This is a genomic window from Modestobacter muralis (assembly GCF_010682105.1).
Lineage (GTDB): Bacteria > Actinomycetota > Actinomycetes > Mycobacteriales > Geodermatophilaceae > Modestobacter > Modestobacter muralis.
The window spans coordinates 189,151-211,155 of sequence record NZ_JAAGWH010000013.1; the positions used below are offsets into that span (position 1 = coordinate 189,151).

Annotated in this window: 21 protein-coding genes; 7 read left to right on the plus strand and 14 right to left on the minus strand. The window is 73.7% G+C overall.

The genetic code is table 11. The features are described 5' to 3' along the window. Window positions 1–16: 16 nt before the first annotated feature. The 6 genes from GCU67_RS05040 to GCU67_RS05065 all read right to left on the minus strand — a co-directional run bounded on the left by GCU67_RS05040 (window position 17) and on the right by GCU67_RS05065 (window position 5,860). Complete coding sequence (locus GCU67_RS05040) at window positions 17–433, minus strand: ATP-binding protein (RefSeq protein ID WP_163609977.1); 417 nt, start codon at window positions 431–433, stop codon at window positions 17–19. After that, window positions 423–758, minus strand: coding sequence for an STAS domain-containing protein (locus tag GCU67_RS05045; RefSeq protein WP_163609978.1), 336 nt, complete (start codon window positions 756–758; stop codon window positions 423–425). The genes GCU67_RS05040 and GCU67_RS05045 overlap by 11 nt, the downstream gene beginning before the upstream one ends. Continuing rightward, entirely contained in the window at window positions 755–2,734 is a 1,980-nt protein-coding gene (locus GCU67_RS05050; RefSeq protein ID WP_338104775.1) for a glycosyltransferase family 2 protein, read from the minus strand. Before GCU67_RS05050 ends, GCU67_RS05045 begins: the two co-directional genes overlap by 4 nt. Next, the gene (locus tag GCU67_RS05055; RefSeq protein ID WP_211660772.1) at window positions 2,731–3,927 is read right to left on the minus strand and encodes a PP2C family protein-serine/threonine phosphatase; all 1,197 of its coding nucleotides are present in this window, start codon (window positions 3,925–3,927) and stop codon (window positions 2,731–2,733) included. Before GCU67_RS05055 ends, GCU67_RS05050 begins: the two co-directional genes overlap by 4 nt. A gap of 158 nt (window positions 3,928–4,085) precedes the next feature. Then, window positions 4,086–4,880, minus strand: a complete 795-nt coding sequence (locus GCU67_RS05060; RefSeq protein ID WP_163609979.1) for a CPBP family glutamic-type intramembrane protease — start codon at window positions 4,878–4,880, stop codon at window positions 4,086–4,088. After that, entirely contained in the window at window positions 4,877–5,860 is a 984-nt protein-coding gene (locus tag GCU67_RS05065) for an NAD(P)H-binding protein (RefSeq protein WP_338104776.1), read from the minus strand. Before GCU67_RS05065 ends, GCU67_RS05060 begins: the two co-directional genes overlap by 4 nt. A 42-nt stretch (window positions 5,861–5,902) precedes the next feature. Here GCU67_RS05065 and GCU67_RS05070 point away from each other — a divergent pair, with 42 nt between their 5' ends. The 3 genes from GCU67_RS05070 to GCU67_RS05080 are packed head-to-tail and all read left to right on the plus strand — an operon-like array spanning window position 5,903 to window position 7,308. Next, window positions 5,903–6,328, plus strand: a complete 426-nt coding sequence (locus tag GCU67_RS05070; RefSeq protein ID WP_163609981.1) for a DUF2237 family protein — start codon at window positions 5,903–5,905, stop codon at window positions 6,326–6,328. Window positions 6,329–6,361: 33 nt separating this feature from the next. Further along, the gene (locus GCU67_RS05075) at window positions 6,362–6,853 is read left to right on the plus strand and encodes a glutathione peroxidase (RefSeq protein ID WP_163609982.1); all 492 of its coding nucleotides are present in this window, start codon (window positions 6,362–6,364) and stop codon (window positions 6,851–6,853) included. After that, window positions 6,850–7,308: a nuclear transport factor 2 family protein gene (locus tag GCU67_RS05080; RefSeq protein WP_163609983.1), complete on the plus strand. Its 459-nt coding sequence runs from the start codon at window positions 6,850–6,852 to the stop codon at window positions 7,306–7,308. Before GCU67_RS05075 ends, GCU67_RS05080 begins: the two co-directional genes overlap by 4 nt. Before the next feature lie 45 nt (window positions 7,309–7,353). Here the strand turns inward: GCU67_RS05080 and GCU67_RS21665 are convergent, their stop codons facing one another. Then, window positions 7,354–7,755, minus strand: a complete 402-nt coding sequence (locus GCU67_RS21665) for a VOC family protein (protein WP_163609984.1) — start codon at window positions 7,753–7,755, stop codon at window positions 7,354–7,356. 312 nt (window positions 7,756–8,067) lie between these two features. Here GCU67_RS21665 and GCU67_RS22700 point away from each other — a divergent pair, with 312 nt between their 5' ends. Together GCU67_RS22700 and GCU67_RS05095 are read left to right on the plus strand one after the other, a co-directional pair. Continuing rightward, entirely contained in the window at window positions 8,068–8,499 is a 432-nt protein-coding gene (locus tag GCU67_RS22700) for a hypothetical protein (RefSeq protein WP_163609985.1), read from the plus strand. Continuing rightward, a complete protein-coding gene (locus GCU67_RS05095; RefSeq protein ID WP_163609986.1) occupies window positions 8,496–9,758 on the plus strand; it encodes a glutathionylspermidine synthase family protein in 1,263 nt (420 codons plus the stop codon). Before GCU67_RS22700 ends, GCU67_RS05095 begins: the two co-directional genes overlap by 4 nt. Before the next feature lie 195 nt (window positions 9,759–9,953). On the opposite strand, the gene GCU67_RS05100 is transcribed toward GCU67_RS05095, so the two are convergent. From GCU67_RS05100 to nhaA, 3 genes are all read right to left on the minus strand, one after another. After that, window positions 9,954–11,135 carry an amidohydrolase family protein gene (locus GCU67_RS05100; RefSeq protein WP_163609987.1) on the minus strand — a complete coding sequence of 394 codons (1,182 nt, stop codon included), beginning with the start codon at window positions 11,133–11,135 and terminating at the stop codon, window positions 9,954–9,956. 116 nt (window positions 11,136–11,251) lie between these two features. Continuing rightward, complete coding sequence (locus GCU67_RS05105; RefSeq protein ID WP_163609988.1) at window positions 11,252–12,265, minus strand: DUF2332 domain-containing protein; 1,014 nt, start codon at window positions 12,263–12,265, stop codon at window positions 11,252–11,254. A gap of 7 nt (window positions 12,266–12,272) precedes the next feature. Continuing rightward, window positions 12,273–14,870 carry a Na+/H+ antiporter NhaA gene (gene nhaA, locus GCU67_RS05110; protein WP_163609989.1) on the minus strand — a complete coding sequence of 866 codons (2,598 nt, stop codon included), beginning with the start codon at window positions 14,868–14,870 and terminating at the stop codon, window positions 12,273–12,275. Between the two features lie 224 nt (window positions 14,871–15,094). Here nhaA and GCU67_RS05115 point away from each other — a divergent pair, with 224 nt between their 5' ends. Continuing rightward, window positions 15,095–16,033, plus strand: a complete 939-nt coding sequence (locus tag GCU67_RS05115) for an SDR family NAD(P)-dependent oxidoreductase (protein ID WP_163609990.1) — start codon at window positions 15,095–15,097, stop codon at window positions 16,031–16,033. Window positions 16,034–16,036: 3 nt separating this feature from the next. Here GCU67_RS05115 and GCU67_RS05120 read toward each other — a convergent pair whose 3' ends face one another. Next, window positions 16,037–16,573: a hypothetical protein gene (locus tag GCU67_RS05120; protein WP_163609991.1), complete on the minus strand. Its 537-nt coding sequence runs from the start codon at window positions 16,571–16,573 to the stop codon at window positions 16,037–16,039. 176 nt (window positions 16,574–16,749) lie between these two features. Beyond that, entirely contained in the window at window positions 16,750–17,808 is a 1,059-nt protein-coding gene (locus GCU67_RS05125; RefSeq protein WP_163609992.1) for a zinc-dependent dehydrogenase, read from the minus strand. A gap of 321 nt (window positions 17,809–18,129) precedes the next feature. Between GCU67_RS05125 and GCU67_RS05130 the strand changes: the two genes are divergently transcribed. After that, the gene (locus GCU67_RS05130) at window positions 18,130–20,154 is read left to right on the plus strand and encodes a PTS mannitol transporter subunit IICBA (protein ID WP_163609993.1); all 2,025 of its coding nucleotides are present in this window, start codon (window positions 18,130–18,132) and stop codon (window positions 20,152–20,154) included. A 152-nt stretch (window positions 20,155–20,306) separates the two neighbouring features. Here the strand turns inward: GCU67_RS05130 and GCU67_RS05135 are convergent, their stop codons facing one another. Continuing rightward, on the minus strand, window positions 20,307–20,576 hold the full coding sequence (locus GCU67_RS05135; protein WP_163609994.1) for a DUF2277 domain-containing protein: 270 nt from the start codon (window positions 20,574–20,576) through the stop codon (window positions 20,307–20,309). 37 nt (window positions 20,577–20,613) lie between these two features. Then, on the minus strand, window positions 20,614–21,792 hold the full coding sequence (locus GCU67_RS05140) for an acyl-CoA dehydrogenase family protein (protein ID WP_163609995.1): 1,179 nt from the start codon (window positions 21,790–21,792) through the stop codon (window positions 20,614–20,616). Between the last annotated feature and the right edge of the window lie 213 nt (window positions 21,793–22,005).

Sequence of the window (22,005 nt, forward strand, 5' to 3'; positions counted from 1 at the left end):
CCGGCGGCGCGCGGGGTCAGACCGCCGCGCGCCGCCGGACGACCAGCCAGTGGTTCTCCACGCCGTCGTGCCGGTAGGTGAGCTCGTCGACGACGGCCAGCACCATGGCCAGACCCCGGCCGGACTCGGCCATCGAGTCCGGCATGGCGGCCTCGTCGAAGTCGACCTCGAGCCGCCGTCCGGGGTCCCGGAACCGCGCCTCGAGCCGGTCCGGGTGCACCTCGACCGCCAGGTGGAAGTCCAGCGGCGCCGGGCCGGCCGCGTGCTCGACGATGTTGCCGGCGATCTCGACGACACCGATCTCGAACCGCATGCGGTCGTCGGCCGGCACGTCCTCGTGTGCGGACCAGACCTCCTCGAGCAGTGCGTGCACGCGGTCGAGGGAGGCCGGGACCGCCGGGACGGTGGTCGCGTGGCGCGCGTCAGTCGCCACGGAGTGCCTCGGCGACGCTGCCGTGGGGGCGCAGGACCCGGTCGAGGTTGGTCAGCTGCAGGACGGTCATGACCTGCGGCTGCAGCGCGGCGATGCGCAGGTCACCGCCGGCCTGGCGGGCCGCCTTGAGCCCGCCGATGATCGCGCCCAGGCCCGAGGAGTCCATGAACTCGCAGTGGGCCAGGTCGATCACGACGCGGGTGCGGCCGTCGGCGAGCGCCTCGGCGACCACGGCGCGAAGGTCCGCGGCGTGCACCATGGTCAGTCGCCCTCGCGGGCGGACGACGGCGACGTCGGGGCCGTGTTCGGTGTCCAGCTCGATCATGTCCTCGTCCTCTCGGTGGTCAGGGGTGCCCGGTGGCGGGCGGCGCGCAGCAGGATGCTCAGGACCAGCAGGTCGTAGGCGACCCACACCAGGTTGACGTACGTGCCCTCGGGCGTGGCCAGGCCCAGCTGCAGCCGCGCCACGCCGACTCCGGCGGCCAGGACGAGCACGGCAGCGGCGACCAGTTGCGGCCGGATCAGCCGCCAGGTGGGGCCGACGTCGCCGCCGGACTTGGGGGTGACGACGAAGCCGAGCTCGCGGCCGAGGAACACGTTGCCGACCGCGGTGGTGCAGGCGCGGATCCACAGCGGGAACAGCGCCAGGGTGTACTGCTGCCCGCGCCAGGTCGGCAGCCCGTGGCCCACCGCCCGGAACAGCAGCTGGCTGACCACCAGGTAGGGCACCAGGTGGACCCAGAAGTCGTTGCCGTAGCTGGTCACCGGCTGCACGCCGGCCAGCAGGTACAGGGCCGGGGCGGCCAGGAAGGCCAGCGCGGCGAAGCCGGCCAGGTAGCTCCACATCGTGGCCAGGTACATCAGCTTCTGGCCCATGCCGAGCCCCCGCTGGAGCAGCGGGTTCTCCTTGAGGAACACCTGGATGGTGCCCTGCGACCACCGCAGCCGCTGCTGCAGCATCGCGCCCAGGCTCTCCGGTGCCAGCCCGCGGGCCAGGACCTCGTGGTGGTAGACGGTGTGCCAGCCCAGGGCGTGCAGCCGCATGGCGGTGGCCATGTCCTCGGTGACCGAGATCGTGGCCAGCGGCATGACCGGCTGCGCCTCGTCGGCCCGGTCCACCTCGACCGAGGTGACCAGGGCCTTCACCGACTCCAGCGCGCCCAGCGGTGACCAGTCCCGCTGCGCCAGCCGGGTCAGCACGACGTCGTCGGTGAGGGTGGCGGTCGAGCCGTGACCGCCTCCGGACGGCAGTGCCTCGATCTCGGCGAGATCGGCCTGCAGCTGGGCCAGGTCGTCGGCCACGACGTCGCGGCCGGCGTCGTCGACGCGCTGCTGGAACCGCTGCGTGATCTCCGAGACCGGCTGCCCCGCGGCGAGCTCGGTGCGGGCGCGGTCGACGGCGACGTCCACGGCGTCCAGGGCGGCCACCACGGCCGGCCCCTGCCGGACGGCGTCCTTGCGGGCCCGGGCCACGACGGACTTCGCGGCCCGCAGCGCCCGGGTGACCCCGCGCTCGACGTCGCGCACGTAGCCGACGATGCCCAGCTGCATCAGCGCCTCACGGCGCACCACGGCGTTGGAGCCGCAGAAGTAGGCGGAGTTCCAGCCGTCCTTGCCCTGCTGGATCGGGCCGTAGAAGAGCGGCGCCTGGCTGCCCAGCACGTCGGCGTCGTCGACGTTGGAGAACCACTGCGGCGTCTGCACCAGCGCGACCCGCGGGTCGTCGAACCAGCCCAGCGTGCGGGTGAGGATGTCCGGCGCGGGCACCTGGTCGGCGTCGAGGACGAGCAGGAACTCGCCCTCGGTGACCAGCAGCGCGTTGTTGAGGTTCCCGGCCTTGGCGTGACGGGGGCGGTCGGTCCAGTCGGCGCTGCGGGTCAGGTAGCCGATGCCGGCCGCCTGGACCGCCTCGCGCAGCTCCTCGCGGGCGCCGTCGTCGAGGACCCAGGTGCGGTGCGGGTGCCGGATGGCCAGCGCGGCGCGGGCGGTGCCCATCACCAGGTCGACCGGTTCGTCGTAGGTGGTGACGAAGACGTCGACGGTCGCGTCCGCCGGGGCCGGGGGCGCGTCGCCCCGCTGCCGGATCCGCAGCACGGTCAGGCCGAGGAAGAAGACGTCGATCAGGCTGAAGGTCTCGGCCAGGGCCAGCGGCACGGCGATCCACCAGGCCGACCAGTTGACCGACTCCAGCCAGCGCCAGACGAGGTAGTCGACCCCGGCGATCATCGTGAGGACGACGAGGACGCGGACCAGGACGCGGCGGAACGGGGAGACGCCGCGCAGCGCGCGGTGCCGGCTCACGACTCGCGCCGCACGGCGACCACCGTGACGTCGTCGACCCGGACGCCGAGCCGGCGGGCCAGGACGGTGAACCGGTCGATGAGGTGGGTCGCGTCGACGCAGTCCCGGACGACCTCGGCGATCTGCTCCAGGGAGTCCAGCGTGCCGTCGTAGAGGTCGAGCAGGCCGTCGCTGAAGGCCAGCGCGGTGTCGCCGGGCTCCAGGTGCACGACCGACTCCGTCCAGGTCTGGTCGGCCAGGACGCCCAGCGGCAGCCCACCGGACTCCGGCCGGTGCGCCGTGCCGTCGGCCCGCACCAGCAGCATCAGGCCGTGGCCGGCGTCGGCGTAGCGGAGCTCGTTGCGCGCGGGGTCCAGCTGGGCGTGGCAGAGGGTGACCAGCCGGCCGGTGCGCTCGAGGTCGTCGTGCAGCGTCGCGGCCGCCTCGGTCAGCGCGTGCCCGGGGTCGCCGTCACGGGTGGTGGAGCGCATGACCGCGCGCACCGTCGCCATGATGATCGAGGCGGGCAGCCCCTTGCCCATCACGTCGGCCAGCGTGAGCACCAGGTGGCCGTCGGGGCTGTGGTACCAGTCGAAGAAGTCGCCCCCGACGCTGCCGGCGGGCATGCACATTCCGGCCACCTCGTAGCCGGCCACGGTCGGGACGCAGCGGGGCAGGAGGGCCCGCTGCACCCGCGCGGCGCTGTCGAGCTCGGCGGTGCGGTCCAGCTCGCGCTGCACCCAGGAGGCGAGCTCGGCCAGCATGTCCTGCTCGGCGTCGGTGAAGGTGCGCGGGTTCTCGTCGACCAGGCACAGCGCGCCGACCCGGTGGCCGCCGGCGCCCGTGAGGGGGTGCCCGGCGTAGAAGCGGATGTGCGGGGAGCCGGTGACGGAGGGGAAGTGGGAGAAGCGCTCGTCGGCGGTGGCGTCCTCGACGACGAGGGTGGTGGCATCGCGGATCGTGTGGTCGCAGAAGGCCGTCTCACGAGGTCCGTCGCCCAGGGCCATCGGGCCGTGCTGGGACTTGTGCACCTGCACGGAGTCGGTGACCAGGGTGACCGCGGCCGCGGAGACGCCGAACAGCGCCTGGGCCATCCGGGTGATCCGGTCGAAGCGCTCCTCGGAGCCCCCGTGCAGGACGTCGAGCATCTCGAGGGCACGCAGTCGGGCCGGTTCGTCGACCGCCGGGGCGGTCACCTCGAGGGCGGTCTGCACAGTGGTCTCCTCACGCTGATCACCCGGGCGTTCAGCCCGGGCCGGTGGAGGACCGGCGTGCTGCCCTCCACCGACTGCATCGGCGGCGGGGCGGTGGAGCTTGAGCGCTCAGGCAGACCCGGTGACGGCGACCGTTCCGGCGCCGGGCGGACCAGGCGTCAGAGGGCCTGTGCGGCGCGTGTGTCGTCGATGGAGGGGTGGTCGGCGAACAACGGCGGCAGGTACCGGAGCATCAGCACCGACCAGGTGAGGTGGGTCAGCGCGGGGGCCTGGATGCCCCCGGTGATCCGCCGCTGCCAGGCGAACAGCAGGCCCATCGGCACCGAGGCGAGCACCAGTGCCGGGTTGCGGGTGGCGACGGTGGCCAGCGTGTAGACGGCGGAGGACTTCAGCACCGGGTGGTCGACGCCGACCGCGGCGTACAGCGCGCCGCGGAAGAACACCTCCTCGGCGACGCCGTTGGCCAGGGTGGTGGTGGTGACCAGCGCCGGGTTGCCCTGCTGGGCGTAGCGGAGCACGCGGGTGATCGCCGCCGCCAGCGGCGGCACCTGCTTGGCCACCAGGGCCGCGGCGTAGAACGCCCCGAACGCGGTGACCCCGCCGGCGACCGGGGTGATCAGCGGCCGGCGCAGCGTGGCCCGCGGCGTCTGCATCCAGCCCAGGTGCAGCGGGCCGGAGGCGATCCCGCCGGCCACCCACGTGGCCGCCACCCCGAGGGTGAGGGCGTAGAAGGACGCGGAGTCCGGTTTGCGCGACAGCGAGACGCCCAGCAGCCCGGCCCCGGCCACCGACACGACACCGGTCACCCGACGGCGACGGCGGAAGGCCGCGTCGGACTCGTGGTGGTCGCGGGGCACCTTGTCGATGAGCCACGAGGGCAGCCGGTCGAGCAGCCGGGTGAGGCCGTCGTCGGAGATGAGGGACTCCCCGATGCGGCGCCGGTCGCGGGTCACCGGACGGTCCCGATCCCGGCGGCGGTGTTGCCGTGCCGGGCCGCGCGCCGCGCCCTCGCGCGTTCCCCGAGCGCGGTCAGCACGGCGTCGTCGTAGGGCATCGGGTCGAAGGGCACGATGCGTCGGATCGAGTCGTCGCGCACCACGACCTCGTTGCTCATGGAGTCGATCAGCGACCGGCCGGTCTGCAGGTCGACGTCGGTGACCAGGGACAGCCAGCGCGAGGACAGCTGGGGCGTCAGCAGCGGCACCGGCACGATCAGCAGCCGGCGCCCCTGGATCTCCGCGACCCGGGTCAGCATCTCCAGGTACTCGAGCACCTCCGGGCCGCCCACGTCGAAGTGGCGTCCCTCGGCCTCGGGGGCGTCGAGGACACCGACCAGGTACCGGACGACGTCACCGACCGCGATCGGCTGGGTCCTGGTGTGCACCCAGCGGGGCGTGATCATCGCCGGCAGGTGCGCCACCAGCTGCCGGGTCATCTCCCAGGACACGCCGCCGTGGCCGACGATGATCCCGGCCCGCAGCACCGTGACCGGCACCCCGCCACCGGTCAGCAGCTTCTCGACCTGGCGGCGGCTGCGCAGGTGCGCGGAGAGGTCGTCGGCGTCGTCACCGAGGCCGCCCAGGTAGACGATCCGGCCCACCCCGGCGTCGGCGGCGGCGCGGGCGAACGCGCGGGCCGCCTCGGCGTCCCGCTCCTGGAAGTCGGCCGAGTCCAGCGAGTGCACCAGGTAGTAGGCGACCTGGCAGCCCTCCAGCGCAGCCCGCAGCGAGGCCTCGTCGGCGACGTCCCCGGCGACCGGTGTGCCGGCTCCGGAGTAGCTCTCCGGGCGCCGGGTCATCGCGCGCACCTCGTGCCCGGCCTCTTCCAACGCAGGCGCGAGCCTGCTCCCCACGAACCCCGACGCTCCGGTCACCAGTACTCGCACCACCCCAGACTGTCCTCCCCGGGCCGTGGGCGCGATTCGGGAGTGCACGACGGATCGGCGCGGGACGTCGCCCCGGGGCATGATCGGGCGGTGGACGCCCCGGGCAGCGAGCGCAACGTGCTGGGCGGTGTCCTGCAGCCCTGCGGCACCGACCCGATGACCGGCTTCACCCGCGACGGCTCCTGCCGCAGCGGGCCCGAGGACGTGGGCAGCCACACGGTGTGCGCCGTCGTCTCCGCCGAGTTCCTGGCCCTGCAGCGCCGGCTGGGCAACGACCTCAGCACCCCACGCCCCCAGTACGGCTTCCCGGGGCTGCGGCCCGGCGACCGCTGGTGCGTCGTCGCCGTCCGCTGGAAGCAGGCCGCCGAGGCCGGCGCCGCAGCCGGGGTGGTGCTGGCGGCGACCAACGCCCGGGCGCTGGAGGTGGTGCCGCTGGAGCTGCTGCGCGCGCACGCCGTCGACGTCCCCGACGACGCCTCCTCCCTCGGGGAACAGCCCCCCGGCGGCCTGGGTTGACCGCAGCGACCGCCCCCCACCCCCGGAGCTGACGTGAGCGACCTGCTGGACCTGCCCCTCACCACGCTGGACGGCGAGCCGACCACGCTCGGCGCGCTCACCGCGGGCTCGGCCGCGCTGGTGGTCAACGTCGCCAGCCGCTGTGGCCTGACCCCGCAGTACGAGCAGCTGGAGGCGCTGCAGCAGGAGTTCGCCGGCCGCGGGTTCACCGTGCTGGGCGTGCCGTGCAACCAGTTCGCCGGCCAGGAGCCCGGGACGGCGGAGGAGATCGCCACGTTCTGCTCGGCCACCTACGGCGTCACTTTCCCGATGACCGGCAAGCTCGAGGTCAACGGCGCGGGCGCCGACCCGCTCTACCGCTCGCTCACCGCCGTCCCGGACGCCGCCGGCGAGGCGGGGGACGTGCAGTGGAACTTCGAGAAGTTCCTGCTGTCGGCCGACGGTGAGGTCGTCGCCCGGTTCCGGCCGGGGACGACGCCCGACGCCCCCGAGGTCCGCGCCGCCATCGAAGGGGTCCTGGCATGACCGCCCCCAGCCGCCCGCCGGTGCCGCCGTTCACCGCCGAGACCGCCGCGCAGAAGGTGCAGGCGGCCGAGGACGGCTGGAACAGCCGCGACCCGCAGCGGGTGGCGCTGGCCTACACCGAGGACTCCGTCTGGCGGAACCGGGACACCTTCCTCACCGGCCGCGCCGCGATCGTCGAGTTCCTCACCGCCAAGTGGGAGCGCGAGCAGGACTACGTGCTGCGCAAGGCGCTGTGGGCCTTCACCGACGACCGGATCGCCGTGCGCTTCCAGTACGAGTGGCACGACGCAGCCGGCCAGTGGTGGCGCAGCCACGGCAACGAGAACTGGGAGTTCGACGCGCACGGGCTGATGAGCCGTCGCGAGGCGAGCATCAACGACGTCGCGATCACCGCCGCCGAGCGCCGGATCACCGGCCCCCGCCAGCCCGGTGAGCCGGAGATCCCCCTGCGCTGAGCTGCCGGTGCGCCTGCCTCGGTCGGCGGCAGGCGCACCCGCTGGTCAGCCCTGCACCGCCGCCGGGTCCATCCACACCGACTCCCAGACGTTGCCGTCGGGGTCGGCGAAGCTGGTCGAGTACATGAAGCCGAGGTCGTCGGTCGGCCGCCACGGCTTGCCGCCCGCGTGCAGCGCCCGGGCCAGCAGGTCGTCGACCTCGGTGCGGCTGTCGGCGGAGAGCGCGTTGATCACCGAGGTGGCCTGCGCGGGGTCGCCGACCTCACCGGTCACGAAGCTCGCGAACTTCTCCCGGGTCAGCAGCATGACCCAGACGTTCTCCTCGACCACCACGGCGGCGGCCGTCTCGTCGCTGAACTGCGTGTTGGCCTGGAAGCCGAGCGCGGCGTAGAACGCCTTCGCCCGCTCCAGGTCGGTGACGGGCAGGTTCACGAAGATCGTGCGCACGGGGTCCTCCTCGGTGGGGCCGGCCGGTCGGCCGGTGGGAGTGGGGCCGGTGCGGCCGCACGTGTACTGGGACCGGCCGGCCGGTGAGAAGTCATCGGACCGCCCGCTGCGCGCCGGCCGATCTCCCCCGCTGCCGCGGCCTGCGCCACGGGGTCCGGCGGGCCGGCCGTGCGCGGCACTCGCCACGGGCGGGGTCGGACTGTGAGGATGGCGGTCCCCGCACGAGGGGCCGGGTGATCGTCTCCCGGGCAGGTCCGAGAGCATGTGCGGGTCCGCGGGGACACGGGCGACGCCAGGTGAGGAGCGCAGACGGTGAGCACGACCAGGAGCAACCGGGCCAAGGCCGCGATCACCACCGTCAGCCTGACCGGTGCCGCCATGGGCTTCCTGACCGCCTGCGGTGCCGGCGGGGGCGAGGACGACAACGAGGCCCGCGAGGTCTACTGCGTCGACGAGCAGGACAACGTCGTCGACGAGGACCAGTGCGAGGAGGCCGAGCGCAACGGCGGCGTCGGCCTGGGCGGGCTGCCGTTCTTCTTCCTGCTCGGCAGCTTCGGCGGCAACCGCTACTCGGTCGGCCAGCGCATCCCGCAGCAGTACACGACAGCCGGCACCCGGGTGAACCCCTCGGACACCGCCGCGCGGTCCCGCAGCGGGCTGCCCAGCAGCGGCAAGGTCACCTCCGGCACCCGCGTCTCCGGGGGGATCGGCTCCGGCAGCGCCGGGGGGAGCAGCGGCTCGTGAGGCGGCTCTACGGCAAGGCCCGGCTCGGCTGGGAGGCCGAGATCGAGAGCCAGGGGCTGGTCTACAACAAGACCACCGTCCCCGACGGCGACACCCGCTCCTACTGGCGCGAGGACGTGTTCTACGACTTCACCGCCGCCGAGGTCGACCGGCTGGCCGAGGTCACCGACCAGCTGTTCGCCGCCTGCGTGGAGGCCGGCGAGGTCGCGCTGGCCGACGAGAAGCTGCTGGACCGGATGCGCATCCCGCGCGACGCCCGCGACGTCATCCGCGCCACCTGGGAGTACGAGCCGCCGAGCATCTACGGCCGGTTCGACCTGTGGTGGGACGGGCAGGCCACGCCCCGGCTGCTGGAGTTCAACGCCGACACCCCGACGTCGCTGGTCGAGGCCGCCGTCGTGCAGTGGGCCTGGCACCTGGAGACCGGGCAGGGCACCGACCAGTGGAACCAGCTCGACGACCGGCTGGTCGCGGCCTGGCAGCGCAACCTCTCGCGCTGGGAGGCCCACTACGGGCGCCGTCCGAAGGTGCACCTGGCCTGGACGTCGGGCGACACCAGCGGTGAGGACTGGATGACGGTGGCCTACATGGCCGACTGCGTGCAGCGCGCGGGCTACGAGACGACCGTGCTCACCACCGAGGAGCTGGGCCTGGACACCGGCGACGCCCGGTTCTACGACCCCCTGGGCAACCGGATCGACGTGCTCTTCAAGCTCTACCCCTGGGAGTGGCTGCTCGCCGACGAGTACGGCCCCTCGGTGGTCGCCGACATCCGCGTGCCGGGCGGGACGACGTGGATCGAGCCGGTCTGGAAGATGCTCTGGGCCAACAAGGGCCTGCTGCCGGTGCTCTGGCAGCGGTACGCCGACGACCCGGTGATCTCGCGGTACCTGCTGCCGTCCTACTTCGGCGACGACCCACGGGCCGCCGAGCTGCAGGCGACCGGCTTCGCGCGCAAGCCGCTGCTCGGCCGGGAGGGCAACAACGTCGAGCTGATCGCCCCTGGCGGGGAGACCCTCGCCTCGCTCGGCGGGCGTTACGGCGCCGAGGGCTGGATCGTGCAGCAGCTGTGCCCGCTGCCCGACTTCGCCGGCCCCGACGGCCCGCACCACCCCGTGCTGGGCACCTGGGTCGTCGACGGCGAGGCCGCCGGCCTGGGCATCCGCGAGTCCGACGGCCTGATCACCGACGACCTGTCCTTCTTCGTCCCGCACACGATCGACTACAAGCGCCCCCCGAACACCACCTGGTCCGCCTGACGCCCGTCGACCGCCCTGCCCCTGGACGAGACGCCCCTCGTGATCGCCACGTCGGGCAGCAGGCCGTGCAGCCTGGCGTTGGGGCAATCGCGCGCGTGCCGCCCCTGGCGCGCCGACTGCGTGTCGCCTCGGCGAGCGTGGCGGCCTGCGGTGCTCCTGCGTCGCTCCGTCTGGCGGCGGGCCGGATGACCCGTCTCAGACCTCAGCGCCCACCTCCCTGCCGCGTGAGACGACGAGAGCCACCGTGCGCAGTGCGGTCACGTCCGTCATCGGATCGCCGTGCACGAGCAGGAGGTCAGCGTCCAGCCCCCGTCGCAGACGGCCCGTGCGGTGCCCGAGACGGCAGGCGTCCGCGGCGATGCTGGTCGCGGATGCCAGGGCCGCCGACGGAGGGACGCCGCTCTCGACGAGATCGCTGACCGCGACGGGCAGGACGCCGTGCGGCTTGCCGGCGCTGATGCCGGAGTCGGCGCCGCTCACGAGGGTGACGCCCGCGCGGTGGAGCTCACCCACTTGCTCGAGCCGGCCCTGCCAGGTCATGCCGGTCCGCGCCATGACGGCCAGGATCTGCGGTGGCGGCTGGGCACTCAGGTCACGGCCGAGGGTGGGACAGACGGCGATGCCGGCCGCTGCGATGCGCTCGGCCAGCTCCGGCGGCGTCCGTGTCCCCTGAGCGGTCATGCAGGAGCAGTGCTCGATGCCGTCGGCCCCGGCGTCGACGACCTGCTCGACGGCCGCGAGGGCGTGCGCGTGGGCGGTCACGGGCAAGCCCAGCCGGTGCGCCTCGTCGCAGGCTGCCCGCACCTCCTCGAGACCGAACTGGCACGCCAGCACGTCGGTGGTCATCGTCATCGCCCCGCCGCTGGCCATCAGCTTGACGACGTCGGCACCGCGCTCGTGACGTTCCCTGACAGCCCGACGCACCTGATCGACTCCTGACACCTCACCGCCCATGGACCAGCAGTGCCCCTGCACCGAGGTCAGTGGTGGACCAGAAGCCACGACTGTCGGGCCGGGTCCGCCACGGTGGCGGTCGACCACGGCCCAGTCCACGTCACCGAGGTCCCGCACAGCTGTGACGCCCACGGCCAGCTGTCGTGATCCAGCCTCCGTGACGATGCCGTCGACCTCGCCGGCCGACAGCTCCGGGAGCTGGTCCAGTGCCCGGGGACCACCGTCGCCGCACAGGTGCACGTGCGCATCGACGAGGCCCGGCAACAGCGTGGTGCCGGGCAGGTACGTGACCGGGCAGCCGTCCGGTACGGCTGCCCCTGCCGACTCGACGCCCAGGATCCGACCGTCCTCCACGAGGACCAGCGCGCCACCCGGCACGGCGCGCTCTCCGTCGAAGGCCACATCGGCCCGGTAGGCGTGCACCCTGGCTCCCCGCCGTGCGGCCTGGCTCGGACGCTGCGCAACGATCCTCGGGCCTCATCGCCCCCGTCAAGGGCACCGCGAGCCAGGCGGGTCGGTCCCCGCACCCAGCCCCTGGATCAGCTCGACGACGACCTCTCCAGGGCCGCCGCGGCGGGGAGCCAGTCGAGCGTGCCGCCGTGCGGGGCGGTGTACGCCAGCGGCCGGCCGTCCAGGGCGAGCAGGAAACGGGACTCCTCCGCCGCCGGGGGCTCGGGCAGGCGCTGGCAGACGCCCGGCAGCACGGGCACACCCTCCTGCGAGATCCACCGCACCGGCAGCCCGGTGACCGTCTGCACGAACTCCTCCCGCGCCTCGGTGGAGAGGTAGGCGAGCACGGCGGTGTGGAAGACGACGACGGTCGCCTCGCGCGGCATCCGGGCCACCAGCCCGGGCAGCTGCTCGACGAGGTCGCCGCGCACGATCTCCGCGGGCTCCCGGGCGGCGACCGCGGCCGCGGCGCCCAGCCGGTCGCGGCGCTCGTCCATCCCCGGCCAGATCAGCGCCTGCAGCCAGGCGACGTCCTCGGGGTCGGCCGGGTCCAGCGGGTTCAGGTCGGCGCCGGCCCGCGCGACGACCTCGGGCATGCGCGTGGGGACCGGTCCGTCACCGGTCACCGTGCACCGCAGCTGCACCGGGCTGCCGGCGTCCCCGACCCGGACGCCGTCGTAGCTGTAGCCGTACCGGTCGGGGTACAGGCAGAGCCCGGCCGAGGCGCCGACCTCGATCAGCGCCAGCGGCCCGGGCAGCGTCGCCAGCACCGGCAGGAGCGCCGCGCAGCGGGCGGCCTCGTTGGTCTGGGTGGCCCGGGCGAGCATCGTGGCCCGCAGCCGGTCGCCGTCGCCCACCACCCACGCGTGCAGCTGGGCACCGTCCTCCGGTGGGCCGCCGTGCAGGAACGTCAGCGCCCCGAGCAGCAGGTTCGCCTGCCGCTTGGCCTGCGGCAGCGTGCCGAGGAAGCCCAGGACGTCGGCGTCGTCGGCCACCGCCGCGGCCAGTTCGGCGTACCGCGGCGAGACGCCGGCAGCTTCGACCTGGGCGAACCAGCGGTAGTGGCCGGCGAGGTCCTGCAGGTCGTCGTCCAGCGCCCTCATGCCGGCATCATGTCGTCGTCAGGTCGCGGGTGGCGGAGCCCGCCGCGTGCAGCAGGTCCTCGCGGGTCGGGTCGACCAGCACCCGGCCGTCGGGGCGGACGACGAGCGGCCGGTCGGTGTCCGGCAGCCCCGCCTCGGCCAGCAGCCGCCGGGCGGCGTCGTCCTCGGCCGGGTCGAGCCACTGGTGGGCGATGCCGTCGTCGGCCAGCCGCCCGCGGAGCTCGACGCTGGCCGGCCACCGGCGGTCACCGACCACCCGCAGCCCGCTGGCCTGCCCGATCAGCATCGCCCGGCGGAGCAGGAACGACCGGGTGACCAGGTCGTTGAGCTCGCGGTTGCGGGCCAGCAGCGAGCGCAGCCGCTCCAGCGTGACCACGACGACCTCCCCGGCCTCCGCGACGACCAGCGACCGCACCGGGCGCTGGCCGGCCAGCTGGTTCAGCCCGCCCAGGAAGCGGCCGGGCCCGTGCACCGCGATCACCCGGTGGGCGGTGCCGTCCACGCCGTCCACCGAACCCTCCACGATGGCGACCGAGCCGGCCAGGACCACGAAGAAGTCGTACTCGGCCGCCCCCGAGCGCAGCAGCACCTGCCGGTGCTCGGTGCGCACCCGCCGGCCGACCCGCTGGAACTCCCGCAGGTGCGCCGCGCTGAGCCGCGGGGTCGACCCGTCGTCGGCCGACTCCTCGAAGTGGCCGCCGGGCACCTTGGTCAGCCCGGGCAGCTGCGCGGTCGGCGACAGGGTCACGGTGCGCACCGGTGCGCCGGGAGCCGGCAGCTCCCGCCGCTCCGGGCCCCGCGGGTCGGAGTCCAGCAGGGCGGCGGCCAGCGCGTCGGTGACCGTCGGGCCCTCGTGGCGGACGCCGTTGACGAAGAAGGTCGGGGTGCCGGCGACCCCGCTGGCCTCGGCGGAGGCGACGTCCTCGCGGACCCGCGCGGCGAACGTGCCGTCGCCGAGGTCCTGGGCGAACCGGCCCAGGTCCAGGCCGAGCGCGGCGGCGTGGTCGAGCAGCTCACCTGCCTCCAGCTGGTCCTGGTGGGCGAACAGCCGGTCGTGCATCGCCCAGAACGCGCCCTGCGCCCCGGCGGCCTCGACCGCCTCGGCGGCGAGCTCGGCGTGCGGGTGCACGTCGGGCAGCGGCAGGTGCCGGAACACGTAGCGCAGGTCGTCGCCGAACCGACCGCGCAGCTCCTCGACGACCCCGGTCGCGCGGCCGCAGAACGGGCACTCGACGTCGCCGTACTCGACCAGCTCCAGCGGCGCGTCGGCCCGGCCGCGCACGTGGTCGCGGGCGGGGTCGACCGGCGGGTCGAGGCGGCGCGGGCCGGTGGGCTGCTCGACCGGGTCGCGGCGGGCCAGCCAGCGGAACCAGCCGAGGCCCAGCGCGGCCGCGACGACGGCGGCGGCCAGGATGCCGACCATCGCCTCGTCGCGCAGCGCCGTGTCGGGGAAGGCCAGGTCGGCGACGAACAGCGAGACGGTGAACCCCAGGCCGGACAGCGCGGCACCGCCCCAGACGCTGCCCGGACCCACGCCCGGCGGCAGCGAGCCCAGCCGCAGCCGGACCGCCAGCGTCGCGGCTCCCCCGACGCCGACCAGCTTGCCGACGACCAGGGCGGCGGACACCCCGAGCGTGACCGGTGAGGTCAGCGCCCGCCCCAGCAGGTCGCCGTCGAGGTGCACCCCGGCGTTGGCCAGGGCGAACACCGGGACGACGACGTAGCCGCTCCAGGGCACGAGCAGCGCGCCGATCCGCTCCTTGGGCGAGATGGCGCGCTCGACCGAGAGCTTCGCCTGCCGGGCCAGGGAGACCTGCGGCGACTGCCGGAAGGCCCGGGCCAGGACGCCGGCGGACTCGACCTCGGCCCGCCGCGGCGGGTAGGCGCTGACCAGCAGGCCCAGGACGACGGCGCCGATGGTGGCGTGCACCCCGGAGGCGTTCATCGCCAGCCACATCGCCGTGCCGACCGCGAAGTACGCCGGCCCGCGCCACACCTGGAGCCGGGCCAGCACCTGGAAGGCGAGGATGCACAGCGCGGCGACGGCCAGCGCGGTCAGGTCGACGTCCTCGGAGTAGAAGACGGCGATGACGGTGAGCGCCCCGATGTCGTCGACCACCGACAGCGAGAGCAGGAAGACCCGCAGCTGGGTGGTGGCCCGTGGCCCGGCCAGCGCGAGTGCGCCCAGCAGGAACGCCGTGTCGGTGGCGATCGGGATGCCCCAGCCGTTCGCACCCGGGCCGCCGGCGTTGAAGGCGAGGTAGATGGCCGCGGGCAGCGCCAGCCCGGCGAGGGCGGCGATGACCGGGATCGACAGCCGGCTGCGCTGGGTGAGCTCGCCCATCTGCAGCTCGCGGCGGACCTCCATGCCGATGAGGAAGAAGAAGAAGCACATCAGGCCGTCGTTGACCCAGTGGCGCAGGTCCTCGGTGACGCCCGTCGCGCCCAGCCGCAGCGAGAACTCGGTGTGCCACACCCGGTCGTAGGTCCCGCTCCACGGGGAGTTGGCCCAGGCCAGCGCCAGCAGGGTGGCCAGCACCAGCAGCCCGGCGCTGGCCGCCTCGGTCTGCAGCATCCGCCGCGCCTGGGCGGACAGCTGCGCCATCAGGTGGCGGGACCCTGCCCTCGTGGTCGTCCGGGGTGCTGACACGTCGCTCTTCCTACCTGTGCGGGATGACGATCGGGAGTCGTCGCCGACCACGGTGTCCGACGCGCCCGGAGGCTCCTGCCCTGCCGTCGAAGGGCCCGCGCCACCCCGACATTCCCCGGCGTCCCCATCCGGTCGTGCACCACAGGCGTGCGGGGCGGCATCCCGGGTAGCTGGGCGGGGTGACTGCTGAGACGACGGCGAACGACGTGGAGGCGGCCCTGGCCGTCCCGACCACCCCCGGCGGCGGGCAGGTGGTGCTGGTCATCGGCGCCTCCTCCGGCATCGGCCGGGCGAGCGCGATCGAGTTCGCCCGGCGGGGCGCTTCGCTGGTGCTGGTGTCCCGGAGCGCGACCACGCTCGCCGACGCAGCCGCCGACTGCCGGGCCGCCGGCGCTGCGGCCGTGGAGTGCGTGCCGGCCGACGTCCTCGACCCCGCGCAGGTGCAGGCCGCCGTCGACCGGGCGACCGGCACGTTCGGCCGGCTGGACGTCGTGGTGCACGCGGCCACCGTGATGGCCTACGGCCGGATCGAGGACGTCCAGCCCGAGGTGTTCGAGCGGGTCGTGGACACCGCCGTCCTGGGCACCTTCAACGTCTTCCGCGCCACGCTGCCGGTGCTGCGGGCCCAGCGGCGCGGGCACGTGGTGGTGGTCAGCTCGCTGCTGGCCTCGATCACCGCCCCGACGATGGGCGCGTACGTGACGGCGAAGTGGGGGCAGCTCGGGCTGATCCGCACGCTGCAGCAGGAGTTGCGGGAGCTGCCCGACGTGCACGTCTCGGCCGTCGCCCCGGGTGGGACGACGACGCCGATCTACGACCAGGCCGCGACCGTGCTCGGCAACACCGGTCACCCGCCGCCCCCGGTCTACACCCCCGAGCGCGTCGCCCGGGCGGTCGCGGACCGGGTGGCGAACCCGCGGCGGCTGAAGCAGTCGGGGTTCCTGAACCCGGTGATCATCGCCGGGTTCCGGCTCTTCCCGCCGGTCTTCGACGCCCTCGTCGGACCGCTGCTGCGGGTCTTCGGCATGTCCCGGGACACCGTGCCGCCGACCACCGGCAACGTGTTCGCGCCGGTGCCGGGGAAGGAGTCCACCCGGGGCGACTACTGGGGGATCTGAGCCTCAGGCGGCGTGAGCGGGCAGCGCCCGTCCTCGCCGGCGGGACACCACGAGTGCCACGGCGGCGACGAGCCCGGCCCCCACCATCACCATCGTCATGCCGAGGCCGTTGCCGTCGGCGGGCAGCGACGTGCCCGCCGGGCACTGGCTGACCGCGCTGGCGTTCGACAGGGTCACGCCGTCGAGTGTCCAGCTGCCTCCCCACGCGTCCGAGGCCGGCACGGTGAGGGCGAAGGCGCCGGGGTGGCTGCCGGGGGCGAAGCTGGTCGGCTGCACGCCGTCGTACCGGCTGGGGGTGATCACGTTGGCCGGTCCACGGGGGATGGTCTGCGTGACGCCGGTGTTGTTCACGTAGCCGAGCAGCACGCTGACGCTGCCGTCGCTGTTGGGCTGGTAGCAGGAGGCCGTCGGGGTCACCGTCCCGGCCGCCTGGGCGGTCGCCGGGCTGATCAGCAGCGCGGCGAGGGCCACCAGTCCGGCCAGCAGCACGTGCCGGGCCCGTCGTCCTGCAGGGTCAGCCGTCCTGCGCGAGCGCGTCATGCACCTGTCCTCTGCCCGAACGGCGGCTGGTCCGCCCATCGGAGCTCCATCGGCAGGCGGACGCCGGCAGGACAGATCCGCGGGGCAGGTGCTCACCCGTCGGAGGGAGATGCGTCCTCGCGGCGCACGGCTGGCCGGGCTCCGCCCCCCGCGGGGAGCGGAGCCCGGCCGGGCCGTCAGGGCTCGACGGTGACCTTGATGGCCTCGCCCTTCTGCACGATGGAGAACGCGTCGAGGGCGCGCTCCAGCGGCAGGTGCTCGGTGATGAGGTCCTTGACCGGCACCTGGCCGCTGGAGATGTACTCCAGCGCCCGCTTGTTGTGCTCGGGGGCGGACCCGTTGGCGCCGTGGATGTGCAGCTGGCGGTAGTGCACGACGTTCGAGTCGCAGGTGATGGTCGGGTTGGTCTTGGGCAGGCCGCCGAAGAAGGAGATCCGGCCGTTGCGCGCGGCCATCGCGATGGCCTGCTCCTGGGTGATGTTCGCGGCGGTGGCGGTGATGATCACGTCGGCGCCCCGGCCGTCGGTGAGCTCCATGACCCGGGCGACCACGTCGACCTCGGCGCCGTTGATCACCTCGTCGGGCTGCACGGCGGCCGCCGACATCGCCAGCCGCTCGGCGTTGACGTCGACCAGGAACACCTTGCCCACCTCGTGCACGCCACGGGCGATGCGGATGTGCATGCAGCCGATCGGGCCGGCGCCGAAGACGACGAGGGTGTCGCCCTCCTCGATGCCGAGCAGCTCCTGGGCGTTGATGGCGCAGGCGAAGGGCTCGGCGGCCGAGGCCTCGTCGAAGCCGACGTTCTCCGGGATCCGGTTGAGCCCGTCGACCGCGAGGACCTGCTGCGGCACGATCATGTACTCGGCGAAGCCGCCGTCGTACTGGTAGCCGATGGAGGTCTGGTTCTGGCACACCGCCATCCAGCCCTTGCGGCACTCGTGGCAGTGCCCGCAGGGCACGGCCGCGATGACCTGGACGCGGTCGCCCACGGCCCACTCGCTGCCGTACGTGCTGTTGACGTCGGACCCGACCTCGACGACCTCGCCGGCGACCTCGTGGCCCATGATCCGCGGCGGGGAGATGTTCTGGTGGCCGTTGTGCAGGATCTTGACGTCGGTGCCGCAGGTGGAGCAGTTGCGGACCCGCAGCTTGACCTCACCCGGGCCGCACTCGGGCTCCGGGACGTCCTCGAGCCGGACGTCCTCAGGGGCGTAGAAACGCAAGGCCTTCATGTCGTCCTCCGGGGGACTGAGTCGATGACGTGGGTCGATGACGTGGAGCTGGGGCGGTGACCCGGAGCTGTGCCTCCGGCGCCAGGTGCGACCGCGACCCGGCGTGTGTCGCTGAGCACTGTAGAACGGGACACCGCCACCCGGTTGTTTGGTAGTCCTTGCGATCGTGTGGCTTTGGGTCTCTTGACCGCGCCCGAATTGCCCGTTATACAGACGTTCACAGATTGCCGTGACCGCCATCACAGGGTCACGTCACTGCTCTCCCTCCAGCCCGAGCGACCCGCGTCGACCGGTCACAGTTCGTCACTCAGAGAGGTCCCCATGGCCACGACCACCCACTCGGCCGCACGCTCGGGAGGTGTGCGGCTCCACGTCCAGCGGTTCGGCACCTTCCTGTCGAACATGGTGCTGCCCAACATCGGCGCGTTCATCGCCTGGGGGCTGATCACCGCGCTCTTCATCGAGACCGGCTGGATCACCACCATCGGCAAGGCGCTGGGCTACACCGGCGGCTACGGCTTCGTCGAGGACCTCGGCGCCTGGGGCTCCGGCTCCGAGGGCACCGGCATCGTCGGCCCGATGATCACGTACCTCCTGCCGCTGCTCATCGGCTACACCGGCGGCCGGATGATGTACAACGACAACCTGCGCGGCGGCGTCGTCGGCGCCATCGCCACGATGGGCGCCATCGCCGGAGCCAGCGTGCCGATGTTCCTGGGCGCCATGATCATGGGCCCGCTCGGCGGCTGGAGCATGAAGAAGCTCGACGCGCTGTGGTCGCACAAGATCCGCCCGGGCTTCGAGATGCTGGTCAACAACTTCTCCGCCGGCATCTGGGGCGGGTTCCTCGCCGTCATCGGCTTCGTGCTCGCCGGGCCCCTCGTCGAGGCCTTCAGCACCCTGGCGTCCAAGGTGGTCAACACCCTGGTCGACAACGGGCTGCTGCCGCTGACCTCGATCTTCATCGAGCCGGCCAAGATCCTGTTCCTGAACAACGCCATCAACCAGGGCATCCTCACCCCGCTGGGCACCACCGAGGCGGCCCAGGCCGGGCAGTCGATCCTCTTCCTGCTCGAGGCCAACCCCGGCCCGGGCCTGGGCCTGCTGCTGGCCTTCGCGCTGTTCGGCCGCGGTGCGGCCAAGGCCTCGGCGCCCGGCGCGATCCTCATCCAGTTCGTCGGCGGGATCCACGAGATCTACTTCCCCTACGTGCTGGCCAAGCCGAAGCTGATCGCCGCGGTGATCCTCGGCGGCATGGCCGGCGTGGCCACCAACGTCGTGTTCGGCTCGGGTCTGCGCTCGCCGGCCTCCCCCGGTTCGATCATCGCCGTCTGGGCCGCCTCCCCGCCCGGCGCCCTGGTCGGCGTCACCGCGTCGGTCCTGGTCGCCGCCGGCGTCACCTTCCTGGTCGCCGCCTTCCTGCTGAAGCTGGACAAGAGCAACGACGACGGCGACCTCACCGCGGCCACCGCGGCGATGGAGGCCAACAAGGGCAAGAAGTCCTCGGTCGCCGGCACGCTGGTCGGCTCGGGTGCTGCGCGCGGCAACGGCCCGATCCACTCCATCGTGTTCGCCTGCGACGCCGGCATGGGCTCCTCGGCCATGGGCGCCTCGGTGCTCCGCAAGAAGGTGCACGGCGCCGGGTTCACCGACGTCACCGTGGTCAACAAGGCCATCTCCAGCCTGACGGACACCTACGACCTCGTCGTCACCCACGAGGACCTCACCCAGCGGGCCGAGCAGCGGACCGGGTCGGCGCGCCACGTGTCGGTCAACAACTTCATGGACAGCCCGCGCTACGACGAGATCGTCGAGCTGCTGCAGCAGACCAACGGCGCCGCCGGCGCGAACGGCGCCGCTGCGGTCGACGGTGCAGCCGTGGGCATCCCCGGGGGCCGGTCCTCCGGGGGCGGCGACCTGCTCTCCCGGGACAGCATCGTGCTCGACGGGCGCGCCTCCGGGCGTGACGCGGCGATCACCGAGGCCGGCGAGCTGCTGGTCGCGGCCGGTGCGGTGGACGGCTCCTACGTCCCGGCGATGCACGAGCGGGAGACGTCCGTGTCGACCTACATGGGCAACCTGCTGGCCATCCCGCACGGCACCAACGAGGCCAAGCCCGCGATCCGTCGCTCGGCGATCTCCTTCGTGCGCTATCCGCAGGGCATCGACTGGAACGGCAAGGAGGTCAAGTTCGTCATCGGTGTCGCCGGTGCCGGCGACGACCACCTGAAGCTGCTCGGGAAGATCGCGGAGGTGTTCACCGACTCCGCGCAGGTCGCCCGGCTCGAGGCGGCCCGCACCCCGGCGGACGTGCAGGCCGTGCTCGGCGCGATGCAGCCGGCCTGACGCAGCACCCCCGTCCCGGGGACGACCTCCTCGGGACGGGGCGCCTCGACGGCCCCGGTCCGGACCTCAGGGTCCGGGCCGGGGCCGTCGTCGTCTCAGCGGGCCGTCGTCAGGGCAGCGGGCCGTCGTCGGGTCAGCGGGCCGTCGTCAGGTCAGCGGGCGTAGCGCGCGGCGGCGCGCTCGCGGGCCTGGGCGGCGAGCACCTCGCGGTCGCGGGGCGGCGCGGGGGTGACCAGGTCGGCGAGCAGGTGCTCGGTGGCGTGGGCGATCTCCTCGACCGCCCGGTCGAACGCGGCCTGGTTGGCCTGCGAGGGCTTCGTGGAGCCGCTGACCTTGCGCACGTACTGCAGCGCTGCGGCCCGCACCTCCTCCGACGTCGTCGCGGGCGCGAGGTTGTGCAGCACGTGGATGTTCCGGCACATGCCCGAGACCGTAGGGCCAGATCGGCCAGGACGGGCCCTAGAGCGAGCCGGTCACCGTCGTCGTCGGGCGGCCGCCGCGGGCGAGCTCACGGCTGATCACCATCCGCTGGATCTGGTTGGTGCCCTCGAAGATCTGCATGACCTTGGCCTCGCGCATGTACCGCTCGACCGGGTAGGCGCTGGTGTAGCCGTACCCGCCGAGCACCTGGACGGCGTCGGTGGTCACCCGCATCGCGTTGTCGGTGGCGACCAGCTTGGCGATGGCCGCCTGCTGGCCGTAGGGCTGCCCGGCGTCCTTGAGCCGCGCCGCCGACAGGTAGGTCGCGCGCGCGGTCTCGACGGCGGCGGCCATGTCGGCGAGCAGGAAGGCCAGCCCCTGGTGCTCGATGACCGGGACGCCGAACGCCTCCCGCTCCCGGGCGTAGGCGACCGCGTCGTCCAGTGCGCCCTGCGCCAGCCCGGTGGCCACCGCGGCGATGCCGAGCCGGCCGGCGTCCAGCGCGGCCAGCGCCAGCGGGAGCCCGTCGCCCTCCGCGCCCACCCGCCGGTCGGCGGCGACCCGGACGCCGGCGAACCGCATGGTCGCCGTGGTCGAGGCGGTCAGGCCCATCTTCGACTCGGCCCGGTCGGCCGACAGCCCCGCGGACCCGGCCGGGACGACGAAGCAGGAGACCCCGCGCGACCGGTCGGCGGAGGTGCGGGCCATCACCGTGTAGGAGTCGGCCTGACCGCCGTGCGTCGTCCAGGCCTTCTCCCCGGTGAGCACGTACTCCTCACCGTCGCGGACGGCACGGGTGCGCATGGCGGCGGCGTCGGAGCCGGCGTGCGGCTCGGACAGGCAGTAGGCGCCCAGCAGCTCACCGGACAGCAGCTCCGGCAGCAGCGTCGCCTGCTGCTCGGGCGTGCCCGCGGTGGCCAGCGCCCAGCAGGACATGCCGTGCACGCTGACCCCGACCGCGACACCGGCCCACACCGCGGCCAGCTCCTCCAGCACCTGCAGGTGCACCACGGCCGGCTGCGCTCCCCCGCCGAACTCCTCGGGGTACGGCAGGCTCAGCAGCCCGGCCTTCCCCAGCGTGCGGAAGACCTCGCGGGGGAAGCAGGCCTCGGCCTCCGCCGCCACGACCCGGGGAGCCAGCTCCTCGCGGGCCAGCTCGCGGGTCAGGTCGAGCAGGTCGGCGGCCTCCTGCGTGGGGACCAGACGGCGGACGGGCACAGCGCACCTCCGGGAGCGGGACCTCGTCGTCCCGGCGCCCCCGACGGTACCCAGGGGCAGCCCCCGGGCCGGGCCAGGTCGTGGGGGCCACCCGCAGGTCGGGCCCGGGCGACCGGTGCCGGCTCCCGGGCAGGTGCCCTGGTCACCCCAGCACGACACGACCGCGCGGTGGGTAAGGTGAGCCTTCCCAACCTCGTCGGGTCTGTCCGCCGT